At 62.0% G+C, this 16,704-nt stretch carries 14 protein-coding genes; 8 read left to right on the plus strand and 6 right to left on the minus strand.

The features are described from left to right. The first annotated feature begins 2 nt into the window (after nucleotides 1–2). The 4 genes from KF827_RS15220 to KF827_RS15235 all read left to right on the plus strand — a co-directional run bounded on the left by KF827_RS15220 (nucleotide 3) and on the right by KF827_RS15235 (nucleotide 3,370). A complete protein-coding gene (locus tag KF827_RS15220; RefSeq protein ID WP_291007191.1) occupies nucleotides 3–725 on the plus strand; it encodes an SDR family NAD(P)-dependent oxidoreductase in 723 nt (240 codons plus the stop codon). Nucleotides 726–729: 4 nt separating this feature from the next. After that, on the plus strand, nucleotides 730–1,641 hold the full coding sequence (locus tag KF827_RS15225; protein ID WP_291007192.1) for a DMT family transporter: 912 nt from the start codon (nucleotides 730–732) through the stop codon (nucleotides 1,639–1,641). Between the two features lie 111 nt (nucleotides 1,642–1,752). Beyond that, complete coding sequence (locus KF827_RS15230) at nucleotides 1,753–2,088, plus strand: hypothetical protein (protein ID WP_290985615.1); 336 nt, start codon at nucleotides 1,753–1,755, stop codon at nucleotides 2,086–2,088. Between the two features lie 10 nt (nucleotides 2,089–2,098). Continuing rightward, entirely contained in the window at nucleotides 2,099–3,370 is a 1,272-nt protein-coding gene (locus KF827_RS15235; protein ID WP_291007194.1) for an NAD(P)/FAD-dependent oxidoreductase, read from the plus strand. A 65-nt stretch (nucleotides 3,371–3,435) separates the two neighbouring features. Here KF827_RS15235 and KF827_RS15240 read toward each other — a convergent pair whose 3' ends face one another. The 3 genes from KF827_RS15240 to KF827_RS15250 form a co-directional block, all read right to left on the minus strand. Next, nucleotides 3,436–4,854, minus strand: a complete 1,419-nt coding sequence (locus tag KF827_RS15240; RefSeq protein WP_291007195.1) for a hypothetical protein — start codon at nucleotides 4,852–4,854, stop codon at nucleotides 3,436–3,438. Nucleotides 4,855–5,092: 238 nt separating this feature from the next. After that, nucleotides 5,093–6,484, minus strand: a complete 1,392-nt coding sequence (locus KF827_RS15245) for a class II fumarate hydratase (protein ID WP_291007197.1) — start codon at nucleotides 6,482–6,484, stop codon at nucleotides 5,093–5,095. Between the two features lie 64 nt (nucleotides 6,485–6,548). Further along, nucleotides 6,549–9,233 carry an ATP-binding protein gene (locus tag KF827_RS15250; RefSeq protein ID WP_291007199.1) on the minus strand — a complete coding sequence of 895 codons (2,685 nt, stop codon included), beginning with the start codon at nucleotides 9,231–9,233 and terminating at the stop codon, nucleotides 6,549–6,551. A 227-nt stretch (nucleotides 9,234–9,460) separates the two neighbouring features. Between KF827_RS15250 and KF827_RS15255 the strand changes: the two genes are divergently transcribed. Further along, nucleotides 9,461–9,832, plus strand: coding sequence for a response regulator (locus KF827_RS15255; RefSeq protein ID WP_291007201.1), 372 nt, complete (start codon nucleotides 9,461–9,463; stop codon nucleotides 9,830–9,832). A gap of 17 nt (nucleotides 9,833–9,849) precedes the next feature. Here the strand turns inward: KF827_RS15255 and dksA are convergent, their stop codons facing one another. Both dksA and KF827_RS15265 read right to left on the minus strand, forming a co-directional pair. Next, entirely contained in the window at nucleotides 9,850–10,269 is a 420-nt protein-coding gene (gene dksA, locus KF827_RS15260; RefSeq protein WP_291007202.1) for an RNA polymerase-binding protein DksA, read from the minus strand. Nucleotides 10,270–10,456: 187 nt separating this feature from the next. Next, the gene (locus KF827_RS15265) at nucleotides 10,457–10,888 is read right to left on the minus strand and encodes a flagellar assembly protein FliX (protein WP_291007204.1); all 432 of its coding nucleotides are present in this window, start codon (nucleotides 10,886–10,888) and stop codon (nucleotides 10,457–10,459) included. A gap of 208 nt (nucleotides 10,889–11,096) precedes the next feature. On the opposite strand from KF827_RS15265, the gene KF827_RS15270 reads away from it, so the two are divergent. The 3 genes from KF827_RS15270 to KF827_RS15280 are packed head-to-tail and all read left to right on the plus strand — an operon-like array spanning nucleotide 11,097 to nucleotide 13,385. Next, nucleotides 11,097–12,419 carry a flagellar basal body P-ring protein FlgI gene (locus tag KF827_RS15270; protein ID WP_291007206.1) on the plus strand — a complete coding sequence of 441 codons (1,323 nt, stop codon included), beginning with the start codon at nucleotides 11,097–11,099 and terminating at the stop codon, nucleotides 12,417–12,419. 1 nt (nucleotide 12,420) lies between these two features. Continuing rightward, nucleotides 12,421–12,768: a rod-binding protein gene (locus tag KF827_RS15275; RefSeq protein WP_291007208.1), complete on the plus strand. Its 348-nt coding sequence runs from the start codon at nucleotides 12,421–12,423 to the stop codon at nucleotides 12,766–12,768. Beyond that, complete coding sequence (locus KF827_RS15280) at nucleotides 12,765–13,385, plus strand: hypothetical protein (protein WP_291007210.1); 621 nt, start codon at nucleotides 12,765–12,767, stop codon at nucleotides 13,383–13,385. Before KF827_RS15275 ends, KF827_RS15280 begins: the two co-directional genes overlap by 4 nt. An 85-nt stretch (nucleotides 13,386–13,470) precedes the next feature. Here KF827_RS15280 and KF827_RS15285 read toward each other — a convergent pair. Further along, on the minus strand, nucleotides 13,471–16,704 hold a 3,234-nt coding region (locus KF827_RS15285; RefSeq protein ID WP_291007212.1), incomplete at its 5' end, for a calcium-binding protein.

A 16,704-nucleotide genomic window follows, 5' to 3' on the forward strand; every position in this document is an offset into this window, starting at 1 on the left:
CCATGCGTCTGAAAGACCGGATCGCACTGATCACCGGCGCCAGCAGAGGCATCGGCGCCGCGATTGCCAAGGCTTATGCCCGCGAAGGCGCCCATGTTGTGCTGGTTGCCCGCACCGTGGGTGCGCTGGAAGAGCTGGACGACGAGATCCAGTCGGCCGGCGGCAAGGCCACTTTGGTGCCGCTGGATCTGGAAAAGATCGAGTTGATCGACGGCTTGGCCGCACCGCTGCTGGAACGGTTCGGCAGGCTGGACGTGCTGGTGGCCAATGCCGCCATCCTCGGCAAGATGACGCCGGTGCATCAGTATCCGCCGGACCTGTGGGAAAAAGTGTTCAAGCTGAATGTGCATGCCAACCAGCGCCTGCTGCGCGCGGTGCATCCGCTGTTGAACGCCTCCGATAGCGGGCGGGCGATTTTTCTGTCATCCGGCGTGGCGCGCCAGCCGCGCGCCTATTGGGGCGCCTATGCCGCCAGCAAGGCTGCGCTGGACAACCTGGCCTTCACCTACGCGCAGGAATGCGACAAGAGCAATATCCGCGTGAACGTGGTCAATCCCGGCGGCACCCGCACCGAATTGCGCGCCGCCGCCTTTCCCGGTGAAGACCCCAACACGCTGCCGACGGCGGAAGACATCATGGAAGTGTTCCTGGCGCTGGCCGAAGCCGGCTGCGCCCGCCATGGCGAATGGATCGCGGCGCGGGAGTATTGCGGGATAACGGCCTGACCCGATGCCGATCAGCCGACCACTGGCCGGCATGCTGCTGGTGGCTTTCGGTTCCATCGGCTTCGGCGTTATGCCGCTGTTTGCCCGCACGGCTTATGCCGAGGGACTGACACCGCTTTCGCTGATGGTCTGGCGCTTCGGCATTGCCGTGCTGTGCTGCCTGCCGCTGCTGCCGCACCTGCTGCGCCGGGATGGCAACCAGCGCCGCAACCTGCGTTTCGCGGTGATCGCCGGCGCCTGCTATATCGGCTCGATGGTGTTCTATTTCGTGGCGCTGCAATATTTGAGCGTCGCGCTCACTGTGCTGATCCTGTTCACCTACCCGCTTTTCACCATCCTGGTGGGCTGGCTGGGTTTCCGGGAAAAGCTCACTTTGCGCAATGCCGTGGCGGCCTTGCTGGTGCTGCTGGCTGCAACACTGATCCTGTGGCCCAGCCTGTCGGCAGAGGCCGGGCTGAACGACCAGCAGAAACTGGCCGTGCTGCTGGCCTTCATCCCGCCCTTTGCCTATGCGGTGTTCGTGCATGTGGCGGCCCGGCGCATGGGCGGCATGACCATCCGCACCCGGCTGGGCGGCGTGTTCTTCGGCGGCCTGCTGACCATGGTGGCAATGACCCTGGTGGTGGAAGGCAGCATCATTCTGCCCGCCAGCCCGCTGGCCTGGGCGGCCTGCGCGGCGCTGGCGATCTTCTCCACCTTCGGTTCGCTGGGCCTGATGATGGTGGGCGCGCCCATGGCCGGCGCCGAGCGCAGCTCGATTGCCGGGGCCGGCGAATTGGTGACCGCCTTGCTGGTGGGCCTGCTGGCCTATAACGAAGCCGTTACCATGAATACCCTTATGGGCGCCGCCCTGATCCTGCTGGCCATTGCGGTGGCCGCTCAAGGCTCTGATCAAAAACAGGAAAAATCTCCCTGAAGCATAAATAACAATAAATTATGTATTTATTTTTTTATGCACATATAAATTTGCGTATTTAAGAAAAACTACATAACATGCGGCCCGACCAGCAAGGGAGGATGCCCCATAATGTCTCGAATCTCTCTGGCCGGCGCAGCTTTTGCGCTGGCTTTAGCCGCACAATTCGGCTTTGCCCCACAGGCTGCCATGGCGCAGCAAGCCCCCAAGCCGGGTGAGCTGACCGAAGCTGCCTTCACCGCGCAGACCTGCGCGCTCTGCCATGGCACGCCGAGCCAAACCCCGCCGACCATGCCTTTGATCTATGGCAGCAATGCCGACCAGCTTTACACCACCTTGCTGGATCTGAAGGCCAATCGCCGCCCGAGCACCATCATGGGCCGCATCGCCCGTGGCTTCACCGACGACCAGCTGAAAGCGGTCGCCGATTATCTTGCGCGCTACTGAGGAGGCGACCATGACGCACTTCACTCGCCGTGGTTTGCTGGGCGCCGGCGCTGCCGCTGCCACCCTGCTTGGCATGCCCAACATCGCCCGCGCAGCGGGCGGCCGCGTGGTTATCGTTGGCGGCGGTTTCGGCGGTGCCACCGCTGCCCGCTATCTGAAACTATTCGATCCCAGCATCGAAGTGACCCTGGTGGAGCGCGACGCCACCTATGTCACCTGCCCGTTCTCGAATTATGTGCTGGGCGGCATCCGCGACCTGAACAGCATCACCCATCGCCGCGATCCGTTGCGGCAGCGCTGGGGCGTGCGCCTGGTGCGTGGCGAGGCCCGCGCCATCGATGTGAGCCGCAAGAGCCTGCGGCTGGCCGATGGCGTTGCCCTGCCCTACGACAAACTGGTGGTGGCGCCCGGTATCGAGCTGAAATACGAAGGCGTGCCGGGCTATAGCGAAAAGGCCGCCGATCGCGTGCCGCATGCCTGGAAGGCCGGGGCGCAAACCGCCTTGCTGCGCCGGCAGCTGGAAGCCATGCCCGATGGCGGCGTGGTGATCGTTGCCCCGCCGGCCAATCCGTTCCGCTGCCCGCCCGGCCCCTATGAGCGGGTGAGCATGATCGCCTGGTATCTGAAGAACCATAAGCCGAAATCGAAGATCCTGATCCTCGATGCCAAGGATGCCTTCTCCAAGCAGGGCCTGTTCCAGGCCGGCTGGGAGAGCCAGTATCCCGGCCTCATCACCTGGCTGGCCGGCAAGGATGGCGGCAAGGTGGAAGAGATCGACGTGGCGAACATGACCATCAAGGCCGGCTTCGGCAATGAAAAGGCTGCCGTGATCAACCTGATCCCGCCGCAGACCGCCGGCCGCATCGCTGTCGACGCCGGGCTTACCGAGGCCAATGGCTGGGCGGCGGTGGACCCGATCAGCTTTGCCTCTCGCAAGGCGGCGGATGTGTATGTGATCGGCGATGCCTCGATTGCCGGCGCGATGCCGAAATCCGGCTCGGCGGCCAACAGCCAGGCCAAGGTGGTGGCCGCCCATATCAGCGCCACGCTGAATGGCAAGGCGCCGCCGCCGGCCGTGTTCCACAACACCTGCTACAGCCTGGTGACGCCGGATTACGGCATCTCCGTTACCGGCACCTATCGCCCCGGCCCCAACGGCGTGGCGGAAGTGCCCAATAGCGGCGGTGTGAGCCCCGCCCAGGCCAATGCGGATTTCCGCAAGCAGGAGGCGCTGCATACCGAAGGCTGGTATGCCGGCATCATCGCCGACGCATTGGGCTGATAACCGCAGCCTCGCGCCGTATAAACATCGCCCGGGCGGCAAACCCGGGCGATTTTTTTATGCCCTCAGCGATGCAGCAGGGTAGATCCGATGGCGATGGCGATGCTGCCGGCAAGCATGATCACGACAGCGAAACGGCGGTTCCATTGATGCACGATCTCTGTGGAGCGCACTTCGGCAATGCTGGCCAGCAGCAGGTTGGACGCCGTGAAGGGCGATAATTGCCCGGTCAGAGACCAGGACAGCAGATAGACCAGCCCCAGGAAAACCGGCTCGATACCGAAGGCCTCGGGCTGCGCCATCAGCGTACCGATGATGCTGATCGTGATCAGCGGGTTGACGCCCATATAGCCGGTGGCGATCACGCCCCAGAAGATCATCAGCGGCAACGCGATAAAGGCCAGCGGCACCTGACGCAGCCATTGCCCCATCAGTTCATACGGCAGCAGGCCGCTGGCTGCGCCGCCGATGAAGCCTGCCGTGCTCAGCACGACGATTTCGGTATTCAGGCTGGACAGGGTTTGCGCCGTCAATTGCCGCAGCCGCCAGCCATAGCTACGCAACAGATTGCTGGGTCGGCGCAGGCATTGCGCCAGCATCCAGAGCAGCGAAACCACCGGCAGCATGATGATCACCGCCTCGGATGTGCTGGTGCCCAATGTGCTGCGCAGGATCAGTATGCCGGCAAAGATCGTGCTGACGATGGCCAACAAGCCGATGATCGGCCGCCATGCCAATTGGTTTTCCCAGGCGATGCCCTCCACAACGCCCAGTGCGGGCTCGGCATAGCGGTTCACCAGCCAACCGGCGAACATCAATGTGGCCGCCAAAGCCACGCCATAAGGCATCAGCTGTTCCCAACTGACCCCAGGCAGTATCGAGGCCACCACCAGCGGCGACAACGCCATCGGCGACCAGGTGCCGGTTGCGGTAAAGCCACGCAACAAAGCGATGAAGCTATGGCGCAGCATCCTGGCGCGCATCTCGGGTTGCAAGCCATCCACGCTGCGGCGGATCATCGTGCCCAGCATGCCCAACGAGCCGAAATTCATCATCATGCCGAACAGATGCCCGCCGATAGTGAGGATGACATATTGCCGGCCAGGATCCTGGCGCACGATGGTATCGCCCGCCCGCCGCAAAAGATCGGAATGCAGCCCGGCTTCGCGGATGAAGGTGAGCGCGGTGAAAAAGCTGGCATAGGAAACCGCGCGGCGCAGACCCAACTGGATATTCTGCCAGGCCGACGGATCGAACAGCAGCGACAGCACCAGTACGATTGCACAGAGCAGCAGGAATACCCGCGCCACCCGGCGCAGATGCGGAAAGCTGATCCAAGCAAACAGCACCAGCAGACCGGCCGCCGGCAGCGTGAGATCGGGCATCGCCGCGAACATGCCCGCCACGCTGAGCAGCATGAGCAGCACCAGCAGCAAGCCGGCGAGAAAGTCCCGATCACGCCAGAGTTGCGCCAAAAGGCTCATGCAGCGCCGCCGATGCCCATGCCCCGCCCATCAACGGGCTGGCATGCAGCGCATGCACGGAAATCCGGGTATTGCATCCGATCCTCGATAGACGGCACCCGGCTCGTCGGCATCGCGGCGGCTTTGGGGGCATGCCGGCAAGTGTGTCCGGCAAGCGGGCGCCTGTCCAGATGCCAGGCGCATTTTCGATGCCGGATGAGCGGATCAGCGGCCCGAAATCATCAAGAACCCGAAACTATCAAGGACGGGGCCCGATCATGCTGCGCGGATCAGCCAAGCGATCATACTCTTCCGCCGTAAGCAGGCCGAGATCGATCGCCGCCTGCTTCGGGCTGATTCCCTCGGCAAAGGCCTTGTTGACGATCTGCGCCACGCGATCATAGCCCAGATGCGGATTGAGCGCCGTGGCCAGCATGATGGAATGCTCCACATTGCGCGCCAGGGTGGCGTGATTGGGTTCGATGCCGGCCACCAGTTTTTCGCCGAAAACCTGCGCGCCATCGGCCAACAGCCGGATGGATTGCAGGATATTATGCAGGATCACCGGCTTGGCCACATTGAGTTCGAAATGCCCGGCCGCAGCAGCCTGGGTGATCGCCACGCAATTGCCCATCACCTGATAGCAGACCTGCAGCAAGGCTTCGGCCAGGGTGGGATTGCGCTTGCCCGGCATGATCGACGAGGTAAGCCCATCATGGGGTAGCAGCAATTCGGCCAGGCCGGCACGCGGGCCGGAGCCCAGAAAGCGCACATCGTTGGCAATCTTGGCCAGCGACACCGCCAGCGTGTTGAGCATGCCGCCGGCCTCCACCAACGCATCATGCGCGCCCATGCCCTCGAATTTGTTGGGATTGGCACGAAACGGCAGGCCGGTCAGTTGCGCCAATTCCGCGGCGAAAGCCTGATCGAAACCGGCCTTGGCATTCAGCCCGGTGCCCACCGCCGTGCCGCCCTGCGCCAGCGCATAAAGCCGCGGCAGCGTATCGCGCACCCGGTCGATGCCCAGCTCCACCTGCCGCGCCATGGCGCCAAAGCCCTGGCCCAATGTCATCGGCGTGGCATCCTGCAGATGGGTGCGGGCGATCTTCACGATATCGGCCCAGGCTTGCGCCTTGGCGGCAAGCTGCTTGTGCAGGCTTTGCAGGGCCGGCAGCAGGCGCTGATGCAACTCCAGCACCGTCACGATATGCATCACGGTGGGGAATGTATCGTTGGAGGATTGGCCGCGATTGACATGATCGTTGGGGTGCACCGGCTTTTTGCTGCCCAGCTTCTGGCCAAGCAGCTCATTGGCGCGGTTGGCGATCACCTCATTGGCATTCATGTTGGTGGCGGTGCCAGATCCGATCTGCCAAACCGGCAGCGGAAAATGATCATCGAACCGCCCTTCCCACACTTCACGGGCAGCATGCTGCACGGCATCGGCAAGATCGGCGGGCAATTCGCCCAACGCGGCATTGGCCCTGGCTGCCGCCAGCTTCTGCAAACCGATGGCACGCGCCAGACTGGGCGGCAGTTTTTCCGTGCCGATTTCAAACAAGTTCAATGCACGCTGGGTTTGTGCGCCCCAATATTTATCGGCGGCTACGTCTATGCTGCCGAATGCATCGCGTTCCGAGCGGGAGGCCATCCGCATCTCCTTCCGAGTATCTGGGGCTGTTCAGCCAAGCATGTTACGCCGGCAAATGCCACCCTCATGCGGGCCCCAGCAGCGCCAGGATCGCCTCGTGTAATTCCTGCCGGCGAAACGGTTTGGTCAGCAGCGGCCATCGCGTATCTTCGTGCTCGCCCTTCGGGTCGTCATGCTGGCGCGGATCGGAATAGCCAGACATCAGCAATATTTTTAGCCCAGGCCGCAATTGCTCGGCGCGCGCCGCCAACTCGCGGCCATTCATGCCGCCGGGCATCACGATATCCGATAGCATCAGGTCTATCCTGGCATCGCTTTGCAGGATCGGTAGCGCGGCGGCGGCATGCTCCGCTTCAAGTACCGTGCAGCCGATTGTGTTGAGTTGCTGGCGCGCCACCAGGCGCAGGCCGGTATTGTCTTCCACCAGCAGCACGGTGATTTGCTTCGGATTGGCGGCCATATTGCCGGCCTGGCCGGGCTCCTCGTCGGCCTCGCCACGGCCAAGGCGCGGCAGATAGAGACGGAAGGTGGTGCCGGTGCCCAGTTCGGAATACACCGTGACATGGCCGCCGGATTGCTTGGCAAAGCCATGCACCATGCTGAGGCCGAGCCCGGTGCCCTTGCCGACTTCCTTCGTGGTGAAGAAAGGTTCGAATACGCGCTTCACCACCGCCTCGGGCATGCCGCTGCCGGTATCGGAAACCGAAAGACAAACATAATCGCCGGGCGGAAAGTCCGGAGCCACACCAGCCGCCATATCGGCATCGATGGTGCGGTTGCGCGCCTCGATCAGCAGTTTGCCGCCACCCAACATGGCATCGCGCGCATTCAAACCGAGATTCAGCAAAGCCGTGTTCAATTGCGTAGGGTCTGCCCGCACCGGCCAGATATCCAATGCCACATCGGATTCCACCTGGTATTGCTCGCCCATGGCGCGTTTCAGCATTGCCATGGCGTTGGCGATCTCGCGGCCAACCTGTATCGGCTGCGGCGTCAGGGGCTGTCGGCGTGCGAAAGCCAGCAAGCGTTTGTTCAATTCGGCGCCTTGCAGAGCGGCATTCAGCGCCGATTGCGCGAAGGCCTTCAGTTCGGGCTTTTCATCCAGGCTATCGAGCAGGAAATCCATATTGCCGATCACGATACCCAGCAGATTGTTGAAATCATGCGACAGGCCGCCGGTAAGCTGGCCCAGCGCTTCCATCTTCTGCGCCTGTGCGAATTGATGCTCGATCATTCGGCGTTCGGTTTCGTCGATGAAGATGACCAGGCACCCATCCACATGGCCATCCGCATCGCGCAACGGTGCGATGGAAGCACGCACATCCAGCATATGACCTGATTTATGCCGGCGCTTGAGATCGACACCCTCAATAACCTCTCCGCGAAACACCCGCGCCACCAGGTCGCGCGAGGCTTCGGCCTGATCTTCTGGAACGATTGGCGGCGTGTTGCCTATCGCCTCTTCCGCCGAATAGCCGAAAACCCGCTCGGCGGCATGATTCCAAAGCTTCACGCGCCAATCGGCGGAAAGCCAGGCGATAGGCACCGGCGAAGCGGCGATGATCGCCTCCAATCGCTTGAGCAACGCCTCCATATTCTGCTGGCGGCGCGCCAATTCGCTGTCGCGGATATCCACCGCATCGGCAAGCTGGTCCATCGCCATGCCCAACGCTCCGATCTCGTTGGGCATATAGGGCGGGCCTACGCGCGTTTTGCGGTCGCCGGCCTCATAGCGTTGCAGACTGGACATGATGCGAGAAAGCGGCTTGTTGATCATCCGCTCCGTCAGCAGGAAACCGATAATCACCGTGAACAGGGTGAGGATGAAATATCCGCCCCACAAATCCGCCAGCACGGCTCTGATTTCATCGGCCTGGGTGACATGGTTGATACCGGACGCGATGTAGAAACGGTCCTGTCCGGCCAGATGCACCGGGATGATGAAGAATTTACGTTCGACGCCATCTATATCGACAGTTCGCACGTTTGTTTTGCTGGCCTTTATGCCGGCCCATAACTCCGCCGGCGCCGGCATCGTGGTCAGGCCGCTATCAGATAACCCGGTATGGGCAAGCAATTGGCCACTCCCATCGATCAGACTGACGATCATGCTTTCCATATTCTTCGCTTCCTGGTGAAGAATGGCAGCGATCCATCCCAGGTCGATCGAAGAAAAGGCCACCTGCATCGGCGCATTTTCGTATTCTATCCGCAGCCCCGCTACCAATACGGGTTTGTAGGAACTGCGGCCGATCAGGGTTTCAAAAGACGTGGCCTTGCCCTGCTGAATTTCCCTGAACCAGGCCCGGTCACCCAGCAGTATAGTCTGGCTTGCCGTGGGGTTGGACGAACACAGCACATGGCCCGTGGCATCAGCCAAACCGAAAATCAGATAGCGGTGCTGGAAACCAAGAAATGTGCGGGCCTGACGCTCGCAACGCTCTGCATAGGAAACATCGGGCGGATTGCCCTGGCCGAACAGATAAAGATGCCCCACCTGGGCATCCACCACCCGCAGCACCGATGAGGCAACCCGCTCGGCCAACAGAACAGCATCCTGCTCGGCCAATTGCCGGTTCTTGTCGAATTGCAGCCAGGACTTGACCAGTATCAGCAGCAATGTGGCCAGGATGATGGCCAAGAGAAACAACGCGACCTGCTCGCGCAAGCCGATATGCCGGATCGTGAAGTGGGCCAAAGTGCTGGCCACGCTGGTGCCTGCCGGCCGATTGTCTGCCGATTTGGCCATTTACCCACCTCTTGTTTCCCTGCCCGATACGCTCCACTCAAGTATTTTGGCACTCAGATAGCTGGAATCTTTTCACCGTATTCCTGCATTGAATGTCATTTGATGCACTTAAATCCGCATGCTGATTTATTATTTATCGTGCTTAAATTGAATTAATACGCCCTCTACAATAAAAATGTCACGTAATTCCGCGTAGCCAGCTCTAGCCCCACCGAGAGAGCACCCGCATGAAGGCCCTTGTGATAGATGATGAAGCAGAGATGAGGCAATTGATTGCCGCGATCCTGCAGCAGGCTGGCTATGAAGTGCACCAAGCTGCCGATGGCCGGCTTGGCTATGGCATTTTCGAGGATGTGCAGCCCGATCTGGTGGTGACCGATATCATCATGCCTAACGAAGAAGGCATCGGAACCATCCGCCGATTGCTGGCCGCACGACCGGATCTGCCGATCATCGCCGTATCAGGCGGCAGCCGCACCGGATCGGTTGATTATCTGCGCATGGCCAAGCAACTAGGCGCCAGGGCAATCCTGCCCAAGCCCTTCCGAAAACAGGAATTGCTGGATCTGGTACGCTCGCTGCGATCGGAAACCGATTAAAGCGCAGCGATGCGGGATCAGATATCGTCGCGATGCGTGCGTTCGCGGCGCTCGTGGCGTTCCTGCGCCTCGATCGAGAGCGTTGCAATCGGCCGGGCTTCCAGGCGCTTGAGCGAGATCGGCTCGCCGGTCTCCTCGCAATAGCCATAGGAATTGTCGTCGATACGCTTCAGCGCGGCATCGATCTTGGAGATCAGCTTGCGCTGACGGTCGCGGGTGCGCAATTCCAACGCACGGTCGGTTTCCACCGAAGCGCGGTCGGCAATATCCGGTTCCTGCGAGGTATCCTCCTGCAGATGCTGCAGGGTCTGGTTGGATTCGCGCAGGATGTCTTCCTTCCAGGCAATCAGTTTGCGGCGGAAATACTCCCGCATGCGCGGATTCATGAAGGGTTCGGATTCGGTCGGCCGGTAATTCGGCTTCAACTGAATACCCATGCGACAACCTCCAAAAATGGGCCCCCCAGTGGCCCGACTCGCCTGCGGGCAGGGCCCACGGCGCGCCGGAGTATATGAATCCGAGGGGCCTGGGGCAAGGCCGGATTTTACCTTTTAACCCATTGAAATTATGAGATTTTTGTGAATTTTATCGCGCCCGCACAAATGCCGGGGGCCGGCGGGCGGTTCAGAGCCCCAACTTGGCCAGTTCCACTTCGCAACGCAGCTCGATCTCGGCCATCACCTCGGCCAGCTGAGGATCTTCCACGCTCAGCCGCTCGCGGCGCAATTGCTGGGCCAGGGTTTGCAATTGATCGGCTGGGATACGGCCATCCAGCAGGCCGAGGCGGATGGTTTCCAGCTTGTCGAGCAGGTTGCTTCCGCGCTGGAAAGCCCGGCGGCGATTCTGCTTCTGGGCATCGGCATCCACGGCTTGCAAAGCCAGCATGGCATCCAGGCCGGCCATCGGCGCCGAGGCCGTGACACTACCGGCACTGGCGCCATCGCTGCCCTTCAGCAGGCTGGCAAAACTGGTGCCGCCCGTGGCGCCGCTGCCCGAGGCACGCTTGGGCGCGCCGGGCTTCACACCGCCGGGACCGTCTACTTTATTGATGCTCATGGGATGCAGGCTTTCATGTGGCCCGCATGGTGCCTGAGAAAACCCGCCGGGTAAAGTCGGCATTTTTTGCCGGGCGGCAGCCTTGCAGCCAGATATTTCCCTTGTTTTTCAGCGCTTTGAATTTGGCACGCTTCTCGCATTTATTCTGCCGAGATCAGCCGTAGCCAGGCAATCCTGACCGGCTGGCGCAAGGATAGAGAGACCGACCATGACCCGCTCCGCTTTCGCCCTGCTGAACCGCATCGCAACCGGCCTTGCCCTGGTTGCCATCGTATCGCTGAGCCTGCCGCAACCGGCACAAGCCGGTTCGCGCATCAAGGATGTGGCCGATTTCGAAGGCATCCGGGAAAATATGCTGGTGGGCTACGGCCTGGTTGTCGGCCTGGACGGCACCGGCGACAGCCTGACCAACGCGCCTTTCACGCGCCAGAGCCTGCAGGGCATGCTGGAACGCCTGGGTGTGAATATTCGCGATGCCGGGAACTTCACCACCAAGAATGTGGCCGCCGTGATGGTGACCGCCACCCTGCCCGCCTTCGCCCGCCATGGCAGCCGCATCGACGTGACCGTAAGCACGCTGGGCGATGCCAAGAGCCTGCAGGGCGGCAGCCTGATGGTGACCCCGCTGCTGGGCGCCGATGGCGAAGTTTATGCCGTGAGCCAGGGCGCCGTGGCGGTGAGCGGCTTCCGCGCCCAGGGCGCGGCCGCGCAGTTGACCCGCGGCGTGCCCACCGCCGGCCGCATCGCCAATGGCGGCATCGTGGAACGCGAAGTGGGTTTCGAACTCGCCTCGCTGCCGATGCTGCGCCTGGCGCTGAAGAATCCCGATCTCACCACCGCGCGCCGTATCAGCCAGGCGATCTCCACCCTGGCCGGCCTGCCCACCGCGCGCGCGCTGGATCCCAGCACTGTGCATATCGACATCCCGGACCGCTGGCGCACCGACATCATCGGTTTCATGACCGAGATCGAGCAGTTGCAGGTGGAGACCGACCAGATTGCCCGCGTGGTGATCGACGAGCGCAGCGGCACCATCGTGATGGGCCCGAATGTGCGCATCGACACCGTTGCCATCGCTCAGGGCACGCTGACCATCCGCGTAACCGAAACCCCGCAGGTTTCGCAGCCCAATCCCTTCGCTCCTGGCGCCACCGCCATTCCCGGCATCGCCGGCACCTCGGCCAGCACCGGCACCGTGCAGGTGCCGCGTATCGGCCCGGATGGCCAGCCGGTGCGCGATGCCCTGGGCAACGTGATCTTCGATCCGGTGACCCAGGCCGTGCCCGGCACCGGCACGCCCACCGTTCCGGGCGGCGCGGCCGGCGGCGCGCAAACCGTTGTGGTGCCGCGCACCGATATCCAGATCGACGAACAGAATGATCGTCGCCTTGCAGTGATGCGCCGCGGTGTGTCGCTGCAGGAACTGGTGGATGGCATGAATGCCCTGGGCGTTGGCCCGCGCGATATGATCACCATCCTGCAGGCCATCAAGGCGGCCGGTGCGTTGCAGGCCGAAATCCAGGTGATGTGATATGGACATGCAGATCGCCTCTTCCGCCAATGCCGTTTACGCCCAGCAGCAGGCGCTTGCCGCCCGCAGCAAGGTGGATGGTTTCGCTGCCAACGGCATGAGCACCGCCAGCCAGGCGCAGATGCGCAAGACCGCCGAGGATTTCGAAAGCCACTTCCTCAGCCAGATGTTCGAGATGATGTCGGCCGGTGTGAAAACCGATGGCCCGTTCGGCGGCGGCAATGCCGAAGCCACCTGGCGCAGCTTTCTGAACCAGGAATACGGCAAGGAAATGTCGCGCAATCGCGGCATCGGCATCGCCAACATGGTCTATGACCAGATGATCAAGATCCAGGAGGCCGCGCAATGAACCCGCAGAATCCGCAGCAGCAACAACCTCGCCCCGGCCAGGCTGCAACGCCCAACCAGGCCGCAACACCCGGCCAGGCCATTCGCCGCGCACCGCTGCCGGCCCGGCCATCGCCGGCTCAGATGGTGCGCGCATCCATGCCGCCGGCCCCGCGCGACAATATGGAAGAAGGCGTGATCCCGCCCTCGCCGCAGGAAATGCGCGAACTGGCCAGCAATTTCCGCGCCGTGATGGAAGAGGAAATCGCCGCCCTGGATCGCCACGATTACAATGCGCTGCATCCCTTGAGCGAGCGCAAACGCATCACGGCCTCGCTGTTCAAGGAAAAGCAGAAAGTGCTGATGCGGCATTCGGAAAGCCTGAAGGCTGTACCGGCAGGCGAACGCAAGGCGCTGGCCGATGCGCTGGAAGATCTGGCCAAGGTGGCCAAACGCAACGAGATTGCCGTGCGCGGCGCGCGCGACGGGCATCAGCGTTTTCTCAATGCCGTTATCAAAGGCGCCACCAAGCTGGAAGAGCTGGGCAACGGCTATTCCCGCCAGGGCCGTTCCACCACGCTTACCAGCAATTACGGCGCCAACCGTCCGGTATCGCTATTCAGCGACACGCGCTGCTGAAACAACGGCCTCGCCCAGGGCAATGGGCTGCAAACGGAAACGGGCGCCAGAAGGCGCCCGTTTTTGCATGGGATAAGGAGTTGGATCAGACTTCGCGGAAATTGTCGAAGTCGTAAGTCCAGGCCGCGCCATTGGACTTGGTGATGGTGCCGATCAAGACCGCGCCCGACGAGAAATCGCCATCGGCATCGTAATACAGCGCGCCGGTATCCTGCTGATAGACGAAACCGGCTTGATGGAAATCCACCTTCGCCATGGCCGAGGCGTTGTTCACATCCTTGATGTTCACATTGTCTTGCAAGGCCTGCGACAACTGGAAGGCATTGCCGGTGAACATGCTGCTGCGGTTGGTATCCAGTTCGATACGGTCGTCGTCGGTCATGTCGGTGACGATCATGAGATCGCCGGCCGTGGCCGAAGTGAAGGTGAAATAATCGCGGCCCGAACCGCCGGTGGCGGTATTCACGCCGCTGCCGCCGATCAGACGGTCGCTGCCATCGCCGCCAACGAGCACATCATTGCCGGCTTCGCCGTACAGGATGTCGTCATCGTCGCCGCCATACAGCGTGTCGTTGCCGTTGCCGCCGTAGAGAACGTCCTCGTCGTCGCCGCCATACAGGGTGTCGTTGCCAGCACCGCCATAGAGGCGATCCTCGCCGTCGTTACCCTTCAGAACATCATCGCCGTCGTCGCCGTAAAGCGTGTCATCCCAATCGTTGCCGATCAGCAGATCGTTGCCGGCGCCGCCATACATGGTGATATCGGCAAAGCCGGTGGAAGTGATGGTATCGTTGCCTGTGCCGCCCCAAATGGTCTGCACACCGTTGACCGACAGCGCGTTGTTGCCATCGGCCAACACCACCGTGTCGTGGCCATAGCCGAGCTGCACACTGCCATTGGTGACCACGGTGGCGAAGGTGATGGTATCGGCGCCGCTATTGCCGATCACCGTTTCGATATTGCTGACGGTGATGGTATTGCTGCTGCTGCTGTTCAGGATCAGCGTATCGTTACCGCCGGCCAGATCGAAATGCACGTTCACGGCGCGGTTATACATGGTCAGCACGTCGTCGCTGTCGCCGCCGACCAGCTTTTCGACATTGCTGGCATAGACCGAAACATTGCCCAGCACGGTTAGCGTGTCGTAGCCGTAATCGAGATCCACCACCACCGGGCTGGAACCGCCATTGATGGTGATGCTGTCGTCGCCGGTGCTGCCAACGATGGTTTCGACATTGCTGATGGTCAGCACGTTGCTGCCATAGCCGAGCTTCAGCGTATCGTTGCCGCCGCCGAGATCGTAATAGGCGCCGACGATCGCGCCATTCAGCGTGATGCTGTCGCCGCCGCTGCCGCCCACAACGGATTCGATGTTGCTGAGCGTGAGGGTGTTGCCGCCATTGGCCAGGATCAGCTTGTCCTTGCCACCCATCAGATCGATGCTGCCGGTATAACCAGAGCCGAGCGTAACCGTATCGTCGCCGGCGCCGCCTCGGATGGTTTCCACATTGGCAACGGTGACAGTGGCGCCGCCGGCGCCAAGCGTGAGGCTGTCGGTGCCGGCACCGAGATCGACGCTGCCGGTGCCGCTGAACAGCACGGTATCCGCACCCGTGCCGCCGACAACGGTTTCGATATTGGTCAGCGTGACAGTGTTGGTGCCGTCGGCCAGGGTCAGCTTGTCGTTGCCGGCGCCGAGATCGATGCTGCCGCCATTCAGCGCAGCGCCCAGCACGATGCTGTCGGCACCCGCACCGCCAAAGATGTTTTCGGCGTTGGAGATGGTGGCCGTGTTGCCATTGGCCAGCAGATACAGCGTATCCGTGCCCCAGCTGAGATCGATGCTAGCGCCGTTCAGGGCATTGGCGATGCTGACGGTATCGTTGCCCGAACCGCCCAGCACGGTTTCCACATTGGCGGCGGTGATATTGTTGGAGCCATTGGCCAGCACCAGGGTATCGGCGCCGCCCATCAGATCGTAGGTGCCGCCGGCAACCGCCAGGCCGAGCGTGACGATGTCGCCGCCCGAGCCGCCGGTGATGCTTTCCACATTGGTGGCGGTCAGGCTGTTGCCGCCATTGGCCAGAGTGAGCTTGTCGGTGCCGGCACCCAGATCGACCCGCCCGCCATTCATGGTGGTGCTGAGGGTGACGGTATCGTTGCCGCTGCCGCCATAGACGGTTTCGGCATTGCTGATGGCTATGGTGTTGGCGCCATTAGCCAGGGTGAGGCTGTCGCTGCCCGCGCCCAGATCGTAGCTGCCGGACGTGACCACATTACCCAGGGTGATCTGGTCGCTGCCAGTGCCGCCGGTGATGGTTTCCACGTTGGTGAGCGTGAAGCTGGAATAGCCGCCATCGCCCAGTGCGATCTTGTCGTTGCCGCTGCCGAGATCGATGGTGACGCCCTGCAGGCTGGTGAGCAGCACCAGGCTATCGGCACCCGCACCGCCAACCACGCTTTCCACATTGGCCGCAGTGATGGTGCCGCCATTGGCGCTGAAATACAGCGTGTCGTAGCCCCAACCGCCTTCATAGCGGCCGGAATTGGCGAAGGTTACGGTGTCGTTGCCGGTACCGCCGGTAACGGTTTCGATATTGGTGACGGTGATGACGTTGGAGCCGTTGGCCAGCGTGAGGCTGTCGTTGCCGGCACGCAGATCGTAATTGCCACCCACGGCCAGGGCCGACAGGGTGACATGGTCATCGCCATCGCCACCTACGATATTCTCGACATTGGTGATGTTGAGGCCGTTGCCGCCATTGGCCAGGATCAACGTATCGGTGCCCGCGCCCAGATCGATGGTGGCGCCAGCCATGCCATTGAGCAGTGTGACCACATCGGAGCCGGCGCTGCCGGTAACGGTTTCGACATTCGAGACCGTGACGGTGCTGCCCGAACCGGTGAGGATCAGTCTGTCGCTGCCACCGGCCAGATCGATGCTGCCGGTGCCGCTATAGGTGAGCGTATCGTTGCCGGCATTGCCGGTGACGGTTTCCACATTGGCGACCGTCAGCGTGTTGGCGCCGCTGGAGCCAAGGCTGAGGCTGTCGGCCCCGCTGCTGCCGACCACATTCTCGACATTGGCGGCAGTGATGCTGCCCGCCGAACCGAAAGTCAGCGTGTCGGTGCCCGCACCCAAATCCACCTGGCCGGAACCATTGAAGGTGATGCTATCGGCGCCAGTGCCGCCGGTTACGGTTTCGACATTGGTGATGGTGAGCGAGTTGGTGCCATTGGCCAGGGTGAGGCTATCGACGCCCGCGCCCAGATTGACCGAGCCGCCAGCCACTGCCGCACCCAACGTGACGGCATGGTG

Origin of the sequence: Ferrovibrio sp. (assembly GCF_019636075.1) — a bacterium.
In the GTDB taxonomy this organism is placed as follows: domain Bacteria; phylum Pseudomonadota; class Alphaproteobacteria; order Ferrovibrionales; family Ferrovibrionaceae; genus Ferrovibrio.